Source organism: Helicobacter sp. MIT 01-3238 (assembly GCF_003364135.1).
Lineage (GTDB): Bacteria > Campylobacterota > Campylobacteria > Campylobacterales > Helicobacteraceae > Helicobacter_B.
Genome location: NZ_NXLN01000008.1, coordinates 48,033 through 62,087, shown reverse-complemented (window position 1 = coordinate 62,087; position 14,055 = coordinate 48,033). Strand labels below are relative to the sequence as shown.

Here is a 14,055-nt window from a genome sequence, read left to right as displayed (position 1 = left end):
CAAAAAATGGATTCTAACAAAGACGCGAAAAACACCACAAAACTAAAAGCACTCCTAAGCGTAAGTGATAAATCAGGGATAGTAGATTTTGCTAGCGAGCTAGTAAAGCTAGGCTATGAGATACTATCCACAGGAGGCACGCTATCCACACTCAAGCAAGCAGGATTGCAAGCAACTGAAGTGAGTGAGTATACACAAAGCCCCGAGCTTTTTGATGGGAGGGTAAAAACCCTCCACCCAAAGATTCACGGGGGCATACTCTATCGGCGCGATAATGAAAGCGACTGCAAAGCCGCACTACAAAACGGCATAGAAGACATTAGCCTAGTGTGCGTGAATCTATATCCGTTTTTTGCCACGACACAGCGCACCGATGACTTTGACGAAATCATCGAAAATATCGACATAGGAGGACCAACGCTTGTGCGCTCTAGTGCCAAAGGATATGCTAGCGTGCTAGTGCTTACAAGCCCTAGCGACTATCCCCTAGCCATAGAAAAGCTAAAATCCAATCAAAACACGATAGAGTTTCGCAAAGAAATGATGATAAAGGCTTTTTGCCACACAGCGCACTATGACGCGATGATAGCAAACTATATGAATGAACGATTTAATGAGGGCTTTGGGGAGTGGGAGTTTATCTATGGGCGCAAAGTATGCCAAACGCGCTATGGCGAAAATCCACACCAAAAAGGCGCACTCTATGAAATGCCACATATAAGCGATTTTTACACGAAGCATTTTTACACGCTAAAGGGCGAGGCAAGCTTCAATAACCTAACAGATATGAATGCAGCAATCAAGCTAGCAAGTGCTTTTAACACCAAGCAAAATCTACACGCTATCTCTATCATCAAGCACGGCAATCCTTGTGGGTTTGCCCTAAAGCCTACACTGCTTGAAGCCTACACTTCCGCGCTAAAGTGCGATAGCGTAAGTGCCTATGGAGGCGTAGTAGCAATAAATGGCACAATCAATGAAGAGCTAGCACAAGAAATGTCTAAAACATACATAGAAGTGCTTGTAGCGTGCGACATCACGCAAGGTGCGCTAGAGATTTTATCCACCAAAAAACGCCAAAAGATTTTCATCACCAAACAAGATAAACTATCCCTGCCAAAATCTAGCTATGATTTTAAGCGAATCGAGGGTGGGTTTGTCTATCAGCAAAGCGATAGTGTGAAAACAGATGAGGTAGCAAACGCGGAGCAAAAAAGCCACAAAAAAGCCACAAAAGAAGAGCAAATCGACTTAGAAATCGCCTACACCATAGCCGCACTTACTAAGTCAAATTGTGTCGCTTATGTCAAAGATAGTGCGCTAGTCGCCATAGGTATGGGTATGACAAGTCGCGTAGATGCCTCTAGGGCAGCATTGGCAAAGGCAAATGATATGGGGCTAGATGTGCGCGGGTGCGTGCTAGCTAGCGAGGCGTTTTTCCCTTTTAGAGATAGTATTGACTTAGCAGCAAGCGCGGGAGTAAGCGCGGTAATCTGTCCGGGGGGAAGTATGCGAGATAGCGAAGTGATAGAAGCGGCAGATGAGCACAATATCGCGCTATATTTCACGGGGGTTAGGCACTTTTTGCACTAGGTTTTGGGCTAGATTTTTGCTATTTTCACTTTAAGTGTAGGGGGTGCAATCTAGTTTAAGCCCAAAAAATCAAAGCCAGAGAATCAAAAGAAATAATAAAATCAAGGTGGGGGAAAGAGGGAAAACCACAAAGTTACAAAGTAATAAAAATAAAAGGTAGTAAAAGCGGAGAGATAGGAGTGGTGGAGGTGCAGAGGCTCGAACTCTGGACCCACTGATTAAGAGTCAGTTGCTCTACCAACTGAGCTACACCTCCACAAAAATCTCTAAAATCAAAGACAAAATCAAAATCTATGCGCGAAGCCAAACGCCCCGCGCACAAATCAAAATCTTATCTCCGAAAAAGGAGGCGGATGTAATTGTAGCAAAAATTTTATAAATCACATATAAAGCAATGTTGATTTACACCAAATAACGCGAAAAATTGTATAATCCGCTTTTTGTATGACTTCCTTAAGATTTTTGCGCTTGGATTTTGCACTTGCGGTTTTTATCCCACACTACATAAGCACACCTACCCAAAGGAGAATCAAATGCTACTTTTCACTCCCGGTCCCACACCTATCCCCGAGTCCATTCGTCAAGCTATGGCTACACCCACACTTCATCACCGCACCAAAGAGTTTGAAGCCATTTTTGCCAAAACAAAAGCAGGGCTAAAGCTAATGCTAGATATGCCTGAAGTGCTACTACTTGCTAGCAGTGGCACAGGAGCTATGGAGGCGTGCTTGCTAAGCCTTACTACTTCAAAGATTCTAACGATAAATTGCGGTAAATTTGGCGAGCGATGGGGCAAAATCGCCAAAGCACACAATATCCCTTACCAAGAGATAAAGCACGAGTGGGACACACCACCAAGCCCAAATGAAGTGCTAGAGGCAATAAAAGCTGATAGTAGCATTGATGCGATTGCTTTGCAGGTGTGTGAGTCTGCGGGCGGGCTTAGGATAGATATAGAATCTATCGCGAAATCTATCAAGCAACACAACCCTAGCATAATGATAATCGCCGATGGAATCACCGCTATGGGAGTAGAAAAAATCGACACCACACACATAGACGCACTCATCGGCGGAAGCCAAAAGGCGTTTATGCTACCACCTGCGATGAGTATCATAGGGCTATCTAGCAAAGCCATAGAGCGCATAGAGGAGCGCAATCTCGGGCTTTATTTCAACCTCGCTATTGAGCTAAAAAATCAGCGCAAAAACACGACTGCTTGGACTGCACCCACGACAATCACACAAGGACTTCTCAAATACTTTGAAATAGTAGAATCTATGGGGGCAAAAAAACTTGGCAAAGACTCCTTTATCCAAAATCCTAGCGAGTTTGACACACAAGCCTTGCAAGCAGGCATACAAGCAGTCTATGAGCATAGCAAAAAGCTAAGCCTATCCACTAAAGCCGCACTAAAAGCACTAGGACTTCCTCTCTACCCCAAATCCCCCGCCCTAGCGATGAGTGCAGTATATGACAAAGAAAATGCTGTGAAAATCCGCTCCGAGCTAAAAGCACTAGGAGTGAATGTCGCCGCTGGACAAGACCACATAAAAGAGCAGATTTTCCGCATAAATCATATGGGGCTTATAGAAGTGTATGAAGCTGCTTGGGTGATAAACACGCTAGAAATTGCGCTAGATAGGTTGGGGCTACGCAAATTTGATGGCGCAGGAAATAGGGCGTTTATGCAGGAATTTTATGTGAGCTAGATTTTGCCTAGATTTTGCCTAGATTTTCAAAGATTTTGCGTGGAAAATCCAAATAGCCTTGAAAGATATTTTGCTGTGATTTTGGGCGATTTATCGATGATTTTGTGGCGATTTTGGCTAGTTGTATGCCACTTTTGTGGTGGCAGTGAGTGCCTATAAGTAGATTTGGTAGCATTAAAGAAGCGATGAAAAAGACAATCTATTATGCTTATACAGATTTTTTAGATGATATGAAAGTTTTGAGTGCACGCATAGAAGCGGGGTTTGGTGTGCCTCAAGCTATCGTGTGTATCGCGCGAGGTGGAATGTGTATGAGCCATTTTCTAGCCCTGAAGTGGAATCTACGCGCAGAATCTATCTACACCATAAACGCCACTTCTTACGCAGATAGAGAAGCAAAGCACTCCCTAACACTTGGGCAAATCCCCCACATAGAGCAAAATCGCGTGCTTATAGTCGATGAGATAGTAGATAGCGGGCGGAGCTTAAGCGCGGTTATGCACTCTCTAGGCAAGGCATATCCGCACGATAAATTTGGCAAAGAATTTGCAAGCGCAGTGATATTTCAAAAATCAGGCGCAAGTGTGGTGGCGGATTTTTATGTGCGAGAAAATAAAGAATGGATAGACTTTTTTTGGGAAGTGGATATGCTAGATTCTTAAAACTATGTCTTTACGCACAAGAAGTCAAAATCTTGTGAAATCAAAATCTAAAACAAGCACAAATGTAACCACACAAAACAAATATGACAAAACCCACTAGCATTGCCTAGCAGGATTTTTGGCTAGCTAGCTTTGCCAAAACCTCCCTTAAGCAACTCTACAAATCTCACACCAACACCCACAAGCATAGCAACACTCCCCCTCCACAATCGCCACAAGCAACCCCTAAACTGCCACGCTTTACGCCCCACCAATAGCCACAAAAACAAACAACGCAATCAAATAGCGCGATTTATCGCAATATAAGTGAAAAGCTCACGCTTTGGTAGCGTGATTTTGCCTAGAGCCAAACACCTTTACGCAAGCTAGCTACACTATGTTAAGCGCAAAGACTAGCTTGCGCATTTATTTAGCGGGCTTAGCACTTTTTGTGCTTGCTCTAGTCCTTGTGCTTCTTGTGGTGGTTGTGCGAGTAGCTCGCGTCCTTGTAGTAGTTCTAGCGCGAGTGGTAGGGGCTTTGGCAGATTCTTTTTGTGCTTTGCTTTCCTCTTTGTCTTCTTTTTTGTCTTTTTTGCCCTTTTTCTTTTTGTCTTCCTTATCCTCTTTTTTATCTTTTTCTTGGAATTTCTCGTATTTTTTCTTACCTTTCATCTTGCCAAGTGCCACACCCACAGCTTCGCCTATATTGCTAAATCCATCGGCTTTCAAAAATATCTCTAGCTCTTTGTTGATAGTAGAGCAAAGAGTAGGTCCCTCATAGATAAACGCCGTATAAACCTGCACGAGGCTAGCCCCCATCTGCATTCGCTCATATACATCTCTAGCACTAGATATGCCACCTACTGACATTATCACACCCCTGCCAAAAAACGCCTTTGTAAGCTCGCTCAAAATCTCCAAACTCTTTTGCTTTAGCACCTCGCCACTGATTCCGCCATTTCTAGGGCTAGCCACAAGGGTAGAATCCACCGTCGTATTTGTCGCTACGATTCCACTAGCACCGCTTGATAGCGCACTATCACAGACTTTTAGCATTTTGTCTATCTCTATATCTGGCGCGATTTTTAAAAACACAGGCTTTTTGGTATGTTTTTTTGCCATTTCAAAAAGCTCTTTGACAAACTTTTCATTTTGCAAATCGCGTAGTTTAGGGGTGTTTGGCGAAGAGAGATTAAACACATAATAATCCCCCACCTTTAGCACATCTTTTAGTGCGTCCTCGTAGTTGTATAGAGAATCTTTGATTTGGACATCTTTATTTTTACCTATATTTACTCCGATAGGTATGCTAAATGGATAGTGTTTTTGGATATTTAGAGAAAACTCCTTGCTTCCGCAGTTATTAAACCCCATTTCATTTTGTAGGCTTTGCTCATCGATATGTCGAAACAATCGTGGCTTTGGATTGCCCACTTGAGGGATTTTGGTTATCGTGCCAAGCTCCAAAAACCCAAACCCTAGCGCACCAAGTGCTTTTACCATTTCGCCGTCTTTGTCAAACCCTGCAGCAAGTCCTACGGGATTATAAAAATCTAGCCCGCACACTTTTGTTTTTAGCTTGTCGCTTTTGTAGCCACCGCTGATTTTTAGCAGCAAATCATCAGCAAAAGGAATGTCTGGCAGCTTGTGAAGCACTGCTTTTACGAGGCTATGCGCTCGCTCTGGGTCTAGCTTAAAAAGCACGGGGCGGATTTTTTGGTAGAGGCTCATCTGTTTGTCCTTTGTATTGGGATTAGTGGATTTTGCAAGCTACTTGCAAACAAATCGGTGGGCTTATCCTGCGGATTTACGCCAAATCTACACTATGAGATTTTGCTTTTGTGTTTTGTCTTTAGCGAAATCTATCTTTAGGATTCTCCCACCATTCGTTGCAATAGTTTTTTTGCTTTGGTGTTTTGAGTGGATTCTTTTTTTACGCTTTTGCTCGCTTCATTTACAAACCTCTCATACACCACTTGCGAAGAGATAGGATTCTCTTTTGGCGTTGGGACTTTTTTATACTCGCCATCGCTTTGAAGCTGGTGGATTTGGACATTATCACTTAGCTGGATATTTACGATTTCGATAAGTTTGTCAGCTATTGTCTTGTTTGTCGCTGGGGTGAGTAGCTCTACTCTGCGCTCTAGATTGCGTGGCATCAAATCCGCACTCGCAAAAAACACTTTTTCTTTTGAGTGGGCAAAATAGTAGATTCTAGCGTGCTCCAAATACTTGCCGATGATAGAAAACACGCGGATATTATCGCTTAGCCCTTTGACATTTGGACGCAGACAGCACACCCCGCGAATGATTAAATCAATCTGCACTCCTGCTTTAGAGGCTACATACAGCGCGTCTATGACATCAGTATCCACAAGCGCGTTTGCTTTTAGTATGATTCTACCCTCTTTGCCAAATGTAGATTCTGCTTTGATTAGCTCTAAAATCTTTGGCTTTATCTGTGTAGGCGCGGTAAATAGCGTTTGAAGTTTGCTTTTGTGCGAGCTACCTGTGGATAGTGAGTGGAAAAACTTAATCGCATCATTACCAATGTCTTTATTCACAGTAAGCAGGCTAATATCTGTGTAGATTTTTGCCGAAGCGGTGTTGTAATTCCCCGTGCTTAGATGCACATATTCAGTTAGCTTATCGCCGACTTTTTTGATGACAAGGGCGATTTTGGCGTGAACCTTTAGCCCGGGTACGCCATAGATGACATGCGCACCTGCAGATTCTAGCGCACGCGCCCAATGCAAGTTATTCTCCTCATCAAATCGTGCCTTTAGCTCCACAAGCACGGTTACTTGCTTATCTTCTGCGGCTTGGATTAGTGCTTTTACTATGGGGGAGTTTTTGCCAACACGATAGAGTGTCATTCGTATGGATAAGACATTTGGGTCTTTTGCTGCGGTTTTGATAAACTCCACCACAGGGTCGAAGCTCTCATAAGGGTGAAACATCACAATATCTTGAGATTCTATCGTGTCTAAAATATTGGATTCTGCATCAATAGGTGGCAAAGACTTTGGCACAAATAGCGCAGAGCCAAGATGGGCAAAATCCTTTGCTCCCACTAGCTCCCAAAGTGTGCCAAGATTTAGCAAGATATTATACGCATAAGTATCCTCTATGGGAATATCCACTTGCTTTTGGACAAAATCTTTTAGCTCTTTTTTGCCCTCTCCCACTTCAAGCCTTGTGATTTCGCCCCTTTTGCGTGCTCGCAATGACTCACTCATCAGCTGCATAAAGTCATCTGCTTCGTCCTCCTCTATCTCAAAGTCAGCATTGCGCGTAACGCGGAAAGGAATATAATGCTCCACGCTATGTCCCAAAAACAGCTCTGAAGCAAACTCCCCGACTATGCTTTCCACAGGGACAAACACGCCTTTATCGATTTCTACAAACCGCTTTAGCACGCGCGGAATGCGTATGATTCCGTATTTGATTTCTTTGGTTTCGTTGTTTTTTAGCTCGATTACGATACCAAAGCTAAGGTTATTTAGATGAGGAAATGGGTGGGTAGCATCTACCACGATAGGCACAATCACAGGATAAAGATAGTGTATGAAATAGTCGTGCAGAGCGATTTTTTGGGTTTTGTTTAGCTCATCGAAGTTTTTGATTTTTAGCCCTTGCTTATCTAGCGAAGCGCGAATCTCATTAAAAAGTTTTGCCACTTCGCCTTTCTCTGTATGCAGATACTCTCTTATGGATTTTAGCTGCTGTGCGGCGGTTAGCTTATCTGCTCCTATCTTGGTTATCCCACTTGCATAGAGCTTTTTTAGCCCCGCTACGCGAATCATATAAAACTCATCAAGATTTGTCCCATAAATAGCCAAAAACTTTAGTCTATCAAGCAGTGGTAAGCCCTCTCTACGCGCTTCATTTAGCACTCGTGAGTTAAATCGTAGCCAAGATAGTTCTCTGTTGAAGTATTTGGTATCGACTATTTCCATTCTCTACTCCTTATGTTTTGATTTTGCGCTTGCTAGCATTTCTCGCGCCAAATGCTCCCCGACAGATATATCTCCAAATGTTTTTACAAAAGTAAGCAAAATCATTTAGAGATTTTGTGCCAAACTTAAATCGTATATTCTACCCTAAAATCTATGATAATGTATGCAAATCCCAAATAAAATCAAAATCGCACAAAAATTTTCAATTCTCTTTGTCAAAGTTAGCTTGCAAATCGTTATTTACAAATCACCACATATCACTTGCGTGAAATCCGCTTGCGATTTTTATGTATCTCTTAAATATTGAAGTTTGACTTATTTTGTTATTTTTGACTGATTTTGCTATGCCATTATTTTTTAGGCTCTTGTATTTTTATGTATTCTTGTGGCGAAATTTAAGTATTTTAGGATTCTAGCTTACTAGCACAAATCCTATCAAGCAAATCCACTAGCACCGCCACAAACTCATCAAAGCTCCCCAAATCAAGCCTTTCTTGCAAAGAGTGTGGGGATAAAATCGTAGGACCTATGGACGCCATAGCGATTTGTCCTAGACCCATTTTGGCAAACCTCTCTTGCAAAATCCCACACTCTAGCCCCGCGTGGATACTTCCCACCTCACAATGTCGCCATTTATACGCTTGGATAATCATCTGCAAGATTGGGGATTTTGCGTGGGTATCTCGCGCTTTTTCCCACGCGCCATATTCATTAGAAATAGCGATATTTGCGCAAGAATCGTTTTTGGAAATATGTGAGCCTTTGGAGGTGCATAAGGTTTCAGTAGTGCACAGATTTTTTGATAGTGTTTGCAAATCTCTGCGTGAATCTTTGCACAAATCACGGGAGTGGCTTTCTAGCAAACTTTGTAGCACAAGCACGATTTGAGATTTTGTAGATTTTAGTAGAGCATTTGTATTTGCCCTAGCTTTTAGCGTGAAGTGTAGCGCACTCTTAGTGCCACTATCGCAGACTTTGTCTAAGCAAAGAGTTTTTGAGGACAAATCACTATTACTTTTGTCTTTTAGTTTTTGTGCTTGAAGCGGTTTTTGTGTGGGCTCTATCATCGCTATATTTAGTGAGCTTAGCACCTCGCCATTCTCCCCTCTCTCCCACACCCCGTGATTTAGTGCCAAAATCACTTTTGATAGCAATTTTTTATCATAAGGTTTTTGCTCTAAAATCTGCTTATAATCCCCCGTATTGCTACAAGGCTTTAGCAAAAACCCCGTTTTTATGCCATTATTTTTCTCCTCATTTTTTGTGTCGTTAGAATTTTTAGCCACATATATATGAATACTACCTCTCTCTAGCCCAGACTCTACCAAAAGCCCAGCTTTTTGTAGTTCACGCTGCAAGTCCTCTCCTTGCAGAGAAAATCCCATTATCGCTTCTAGCCCCACAGGGATAGAGTTTGGCTTCTCTCCAGAGCGCAAATCATAAAGCTCACATAGCTCCTCCCCACAGCACTCACAAATCACTTCTAGCAAACGCGCAAACTCCACGATACTAGAGCGGATATTTCGATGAATATCCACGCCACTATGCCCACCCTCAAAGCCAAATGCTTTTATTTCATATAGTTTTTTAGATTTTTTCGCTTCTTTCTCTACCGCGTTTTTTATCGCCAAATCCTCCTCCGCCAAACCCACCCCACTATCAGCGCAAGCAAAATCTCGCACACAAAAGTCAAACTCCACATCAAACCCCCCAGCACAGCCTATAATGATTTCGCCAAAAAATTCACTATCAAGATTTAGCAAAAAGTTTGATTTTATCGGCAATTCTAGCTCGTTCGCCCCGCACAATCCTACCTCCTCATCATTTGTCAAAATCGCTTCAATATATGGCGCGTATCGCTCCTGCATAAATAGCCACAAAATACTTGCCACACCCACGCCATTATCCGCACCAAGAGAGGATTCTCTAGCACGCAAAAATCCACAAGAATCCACATAAGGCGTTATCGCTTCGCCAAACTGCGCTCTACCCACACCCACCATATCATAGTGCGCTTGCAGGCAGATTTTGGGCGAAACTTCACATTTTAGAGGTTTTTTGCAAATATAAATATTTCTAGCCCTATCTGTGCGCACTTTTAGCCCCAAGCTCTCACAAAAACCACAAAGATAGTCAAACATTTCTTGCGTATGATATGATTTATGTGGAATCTCGCAAAGTCGCTCAAAAATCTGCAATGGCGTAAGCGATGCAATCAAAGTAGCTGATTTTGCCCTCTTAGCTAGTGATGCTTTGGGTAGTGTGGAGGATTTTTGTGAAGTATGCGCTGTTTTATTTGTCATTTTGCTTCTTTTATGATGATTTGCTAGATTTGCTCGTCTTTTTAAACACTCTTTACACAGCACTCTTTATAATACCCTTTATGCAACACTTTTTGTAAATCTAGTGCGCAATTAGTGTATCTAAGCTCATTTTTCTTTTGGAAAACTCTACGATTTTGCCGTGATAGCGAGCATAGATTTTTGCTAGCTTGATTTTTCCATATAGCCTTTGTGTATCGCACAAATCCATAAACCACGCTTGTAGCTCCTCATACTCCTCTATCTCTATGCCAAGCCCGCATAGTAGCTTGTAGCTATATCTATCCACCACCATTATTTCCCTCTCACACGCGTAGTTTAGAATACTATCGGCACTTTCTTTGCCTATGCCCTTTTGAGCTAGTAGCCACTCACGACTTACTTCACTCCTAAACGCACCAAAACTACCAAAATCCGCCACTATCGCTCGTGCTATGGCGATAAGCCTAGCAGATTTTTGCCGATAAAGCCCGCTTGGAGTGATAAAAGATTCTATGCTAGCGCATTTTGAGAGATTATCTAGGCTTTGCTCATCATCATCGCTTAGTATGCGTGCGGTTTTTAGATTGCTTAGAGAGGCTTGCACGGCTTCCCACCTGCTATTTTGCACTAGCACCGCCCCGCAAACCACCAAAAAACTAGGCGCACCCTCCCACCACCATTCCCCAAACCCACGCAGTAAATCTAGCCCCTTTAGTCGCTCCAAAAGCCACATACTATCTATATCGCCTATGCTATTCATCGCTTCCCCTAGTGCTTTTGTCAAATTTTAAGCGCGATTATAGCATATTTGTCAAACCCCAAACCTCAAATGCGCTATAATGGGGGATTTATACCAAAATTTTCTAGGCTTTTTTGTGTAGCTTTTATCGCTTTGTAGCAAAGATTGTGGCAAGGACTTATAGCAAAAACTTATAGTAAGATAACTTTATAGTTTTTTACAATTCTCATAAATTTTCACAAGCAAAGGCAAAATATGTTTCTCACTAGGGATACACTCTTTATGAATCACTGCATAGACTTGGCGTGGCTTGCCCAAACGCTTACCCTGCCAAACCCACCTGTGGGCGCACTACTGCTAGACAAAGACTACGAAATCATATCAAGTGCAATCCACCTAAAAGCAGGCAAAGCACACGCCGAAGTGCTAACACTACTTAGCGGATATGAAGCGATGAGTGGGGAAAAAAGCGGGCTAGATAAAAGTAGCGAGCCTAGCAAAATCCACGAGTTTTTGTGCAAGAATCACAAAGGACTTTTTAGGGATAAAATCCTGCTAATCACCCTTGAACCTTGTAACCACTATGGAAAAACCCCACCTTGTGCCAAACTTTTGTGTGAACTAAAACCTGCCAAAGTCATCATCGCTTTCAAAGACAAATGGGGGGAATCTAGCAATGGCGCGCAAAGGCTTCAAAGTGCGGGCGTGAAAGTGGAATTTTTGCAAGATTTTCAAAGTGCTTATTTGCAAAATTACTCAAAAGATAGCGATTTGCAAGGCGGTGATTTGCAAAACTCACACAAAAATCAAAACCCCGATATTCAAAAGCAGCAAAACCTAGCACAAAACCCGTCCAAAAACACTTACAATTTGCTACCAAAATCCACCAACGAAAAAATCCTAGACTTACTCTATCCGTTTTTGTGCCTAAAAGAAAGCGGACGATTCAATCTATTTAAACTAGCGATGAGGGCAAATGGCGACTACAAAAGCGGGAGCATATCAGGCATAGCCTCACGCACATTCACGCACAATCAGCGATGTATCGCCCAAACCATAATCATCTCTGGAAACACCGCGCTAAATGATACTCCACGACTTGACACGCGCTATGCTGATAGTTTCTACGCGCAAGAATCTAGCCCAAAAAGTTTAAGCCAATCTAGCTTAGATGATTTTGGTTTAGATTTTGATAGCACAAATGCTACGCAGCAAAATCCTCTAGCAAATCTAGCCCAAAACCTCACGCGAAATCTCACACAAAGCCCCGCACAAAAGTATCAAAACCTAGCGCAAAATCTACCAAATATAGAGATTTTTACGCGTGATAAAGAGACTTTAATCACAAAAGCCAAGCAGGATTCTAAGCTAGCAAATCTCCTATCACAAAAGCGAGTATCCATAAAAACCTTGATAGACACGCTAAGTCTGGATAGTGGCTTTACTATCATTGAGGGTGGATTCCCTCTTTTGGAAGCATTGATAGACAAAGTCGATATGGTGCTTTTGCACATATCGCCTAGCCTTTTATCCGCCACTTTAGAGAAAAAAGGGCAAATATCAGAGCAAAAAAACAGATGTGGAGATAAAAAAGCAGATGAGCAAAATAGGTTAGAGCAGATTTTGCGACATTTTAGGATTTTGCACACAACGATTTTAGATGATGAGTTAGAATACACAAAAAACATAGCACAAAATGATTCAAATAATGAACTTTTTGTGCAAGATTTTGCCTTAGATTCCCAAAAGCACGATACTAAAAATACAAAAACTTTAAAAATAGATTCCAAACCTTGCACGCAAAATTTTCAGCAAAAATCCACACAAGCAACGCAAACAACGCAAAAAAGCCAAGCAAAATCCCAAGATTTGCTAGTATGGCTAAAGCCAATAAAGCCTAGCTAAGCACATATCAGAGTAAACTAAGGCAGTAGATGAAAAATTTCCTAAGACTATATCAGCCACGCAATGGATACCTATATAATAGCGATAGTCTGCTACTTGTGGATTTTGCTAGAGCGTTTCTAGCACCTCACACGCTGCCCACCTCACACCCCTACTACAAACCACACAAATCAAAACCACTAAATATCATCGACATCGGTGCAGGCTGTGGGATTGTGGGGCTACTGTGTGCCAAGCACTTTGGCGTGCGCTCCCATCTCATAGAGATAAACAAATCTATGGCTACCCTTGCCTACATAAACGCCACTACAAATGACGAGCACCTCCCAGACACTCAAGCTAAATCCTCACAAACCAAACCCACCCAAACAAAGCCACCCAAAATCCAACAAAGTGCCAAAATCACTGCCAACTCCCATATCCACCCTGATTTACAAAATCAAACTTTTTTGTCAAAAAATGCTGATAATGTCCCATTAGCTCGAGTATATAATATTGACTTTTTAGATTCTAGTTTGCCAAAGATACTGCCACAAATGCTTTCCCAACACCCACAAATCCGCCACACAAAAAACCAAACTGCAAAAACCAAAATAGCACAATCCACAAAGCCACAAAATCCAAGCAGTCTCAAAGCCGACTTCTGCATAAGCAATCCCCCTTTTTACCCAGATGGCGCACTGCACTCAAGCAATCCAGCCCTACTCCAAGCCCGCTACGCCACCTCTATGCCACTAGAGCTTTGGATACCACAAGCAAAGCGAGTGCTAGCCCCACGCGGCGGGCTTATCTTTTGCTACCATCCTAGCGAGCTAGCACGCGTATTTACCACGCTAAAGCAAAGTGGCTTCACCCCAGAAGTGTTGCGACTTGTCTATCCACTGCGCGAGAGAGAAGCTAGCCTAGCACTTATCTATGCTCGCCTAAACTCTCGCTCCACGCTAAAAATCGCTCCACCACTCTTCACACACAACTCCCACGCACAAAACCCATATCTGCAAAGCCCCACCACAAATAGCAATAAAAAACGCAACAAAAAAAGGTGCAAACCTAGCGCAATCCAAGATGACTTTACCCCTGAAGTCGCTAATATCTACGCCACCTACCGCACACACAGCATAAAAGTCGCACTAGAAGACATAGACTGCTACAATTTTCATCAAATTTCGTTAGAATAAGATTTTGTATGATAAAATCACACAA

The 14,055-nt window shown here is 42.5% G+C and carries 10 protein-coding genes, 1 tRNA gene and 1 pseudogene; 6 read left to right on the top strand and 6 right to left on the bottom strand.

What is annotated here, in order from left to right:
* Positions 1-6 precede the first annotated feature (6 nt).
* On the top strand, positions 7-1,593 hold the full coding sequence (gene purH / locus CQA40_RS04135) for a bifunctional phosphoribosylaminoimidazolecarboxamide formyltransferase/IMP cyclohydrolase (RefSeq protein WP_115519675.1): 1,587 nt from the start codon (positions 7-9) through the stop codon (positions 1,591-1,593).
* A 180-nt stretch (positions 1,594-1,773) separates the two neighbouring features.
* On the opposite strand, the gene CQA40_RS04130 is transcribed toward purH, so the two are convergent.
* Positions 1,774-1,849, bottom strand: a tRNA-Lys gene (locus tag CQA40_RS04130).
* Positions 1,850-2,126: 277 nt separating this feature from the next.
* On the opposite strand from CQA40_RS04130, the gene CQA40_RS04125 reads away from it, so the two are divergent.
* On the top strand, positions 2,127-3,305 hold the full coding sequence (locus tag CQA40_RS04125) for an alanine--glyoxylate aminotransferase family protein (RefSeq protein WP_115519674.1): 1,179 nt from the start codon (positions 2,127-2,129) through the stop codon (positions 3,303-3,305).
* A 7-nt stretch (positions 3,306-3,312) separates the two neighbouring features.
* Here the strand turns inward: CQA40_RS04125 and CQA40_RS11065 are convergent, their stop codons facing one another.
* Entirely contained in the window at positions 3,313-3,480 is a 168-nt protein-coding gene (locus CQA40_RS11065) for a hypothetical protein (protein WP_181882825.1), read from the bottom strand.
* Between the two features lie 10 nt (positions 3,481-3,490).
* On the opposite strand from CQA40_RS11065, the gene CQA40_RS04120 reads away from it, so the two are divergent.
* A complete protein-coding gene (locus CQA40_RS04120; protein ID WP_258864451.1) occupies positions 3,491-3,967 on the top strand; it encodes a phosphoribosyltransferase in 477 nt (158 codons plus the stop codon).
* A 657-nt stretch (positions 3,968-4,624) separates the two neighbouring features.
* Here the strand turns inward: CQA40_RS04120 and pyrD are convergent.
* Positions 4,625-5,677: pseudogene (pyrD, locus tag CQA40_RS04115) on the bottom strand (dihydroorotate dehydrogenase (quinone)); the annotation flags it as partial.
* Between pyrD and CQA40_RS11060 the strand changes: the two are divergent.
* Positions 5,663-5,818 (top strand): hypothetical protein, encoded by a 156-nt coding sequence (locus CQA40_RS11060; protein WP_181882823.1) that lies wholly within the window; start codon positions 5,663-5,665, stop codon positions 5,816-5,818. The pseudogene pyrD and the gene CQA40_RS11060 sit on opposite strands and share 15 nt — an antisense overlap.
* Here the strand turns inward: CQA40_RS11060 and CQA40_RS04110 are convergent.
* The 3 genes from CQA40_RS04110 to CQA40_RS04100 all read right to left on the bottom strand — a co-directional run bounded on the left by CQA40_RS04110 (position 5,815) and on the right by CQA40_RS04100 (position 10,968).
* A complete protein-coding gene (locus CQA40_RS04110) occupies positions 5,815-7,905 on the bottom strand; it encodes an RNA degradosome polyphosphate kinase (protein ID WP_115519673.1) in 2,091 nt (696 codons plus the stop codon). The genes CQA40_RS11060 and CQA40_RS04110 overlap by 4 nt on opposite strands.
* Positions 7,906-8,309: 404 nt before the next feature.
* Positions 8,310-10,208: a hypothetical protein gene (locus CQA40_RS04105; RefSeq protein ID WP_115519672.1), complete on the bottom strand. Its 1,899-nt coding sequence runs from the start codon at positions 10,206-10,208 to the stop codon at positions 8,310-8,312.
* Between the two features lie 100 nt (positions 10,209-10,308).
* Positions 10,309-10,968, bottom strand: coding sequence for a 3-methyladenine DNA glycosylase (locus CQA40_RS04100; RefSeq protein ID WP_258864450.1), 660 nt, complete (start codon positions 10,966-10,968; stop codon positions 10,309-10,311).
* A gap of 234 nt (positions 10,969-11,202) precedes the next feature.
* On the opposite strand from CQA40_RS04100, the gene CQA40_RS04095 reads away from it, so the two are divergent.
* Entirely contained in the window at positions 11,203-12,852 is a 1,650-nt protein-coding gene (locus CQA40_RS04095) for a hypothetical protein (RefSeq protein ID WP_115519671.1), read from the top strand.
* Between the two features lie 29 nt (positions 12,853-12,881).
* The gene (locus CQA40_RS04090; protein WP_115519670.1) at positions 12,882-14,030 is read left to right on the top strand and encodes a tRNA1(Val) (adenine(37)-N6)-methyltransferase; all 1,149 of its coding nucleotides are present in this window, start codon (positions 12,882-12,884) and stop codon (positions 14,028-14,030) included.
* Positions 14,031-14,055 lie beyond the last annotated feature (25 nt).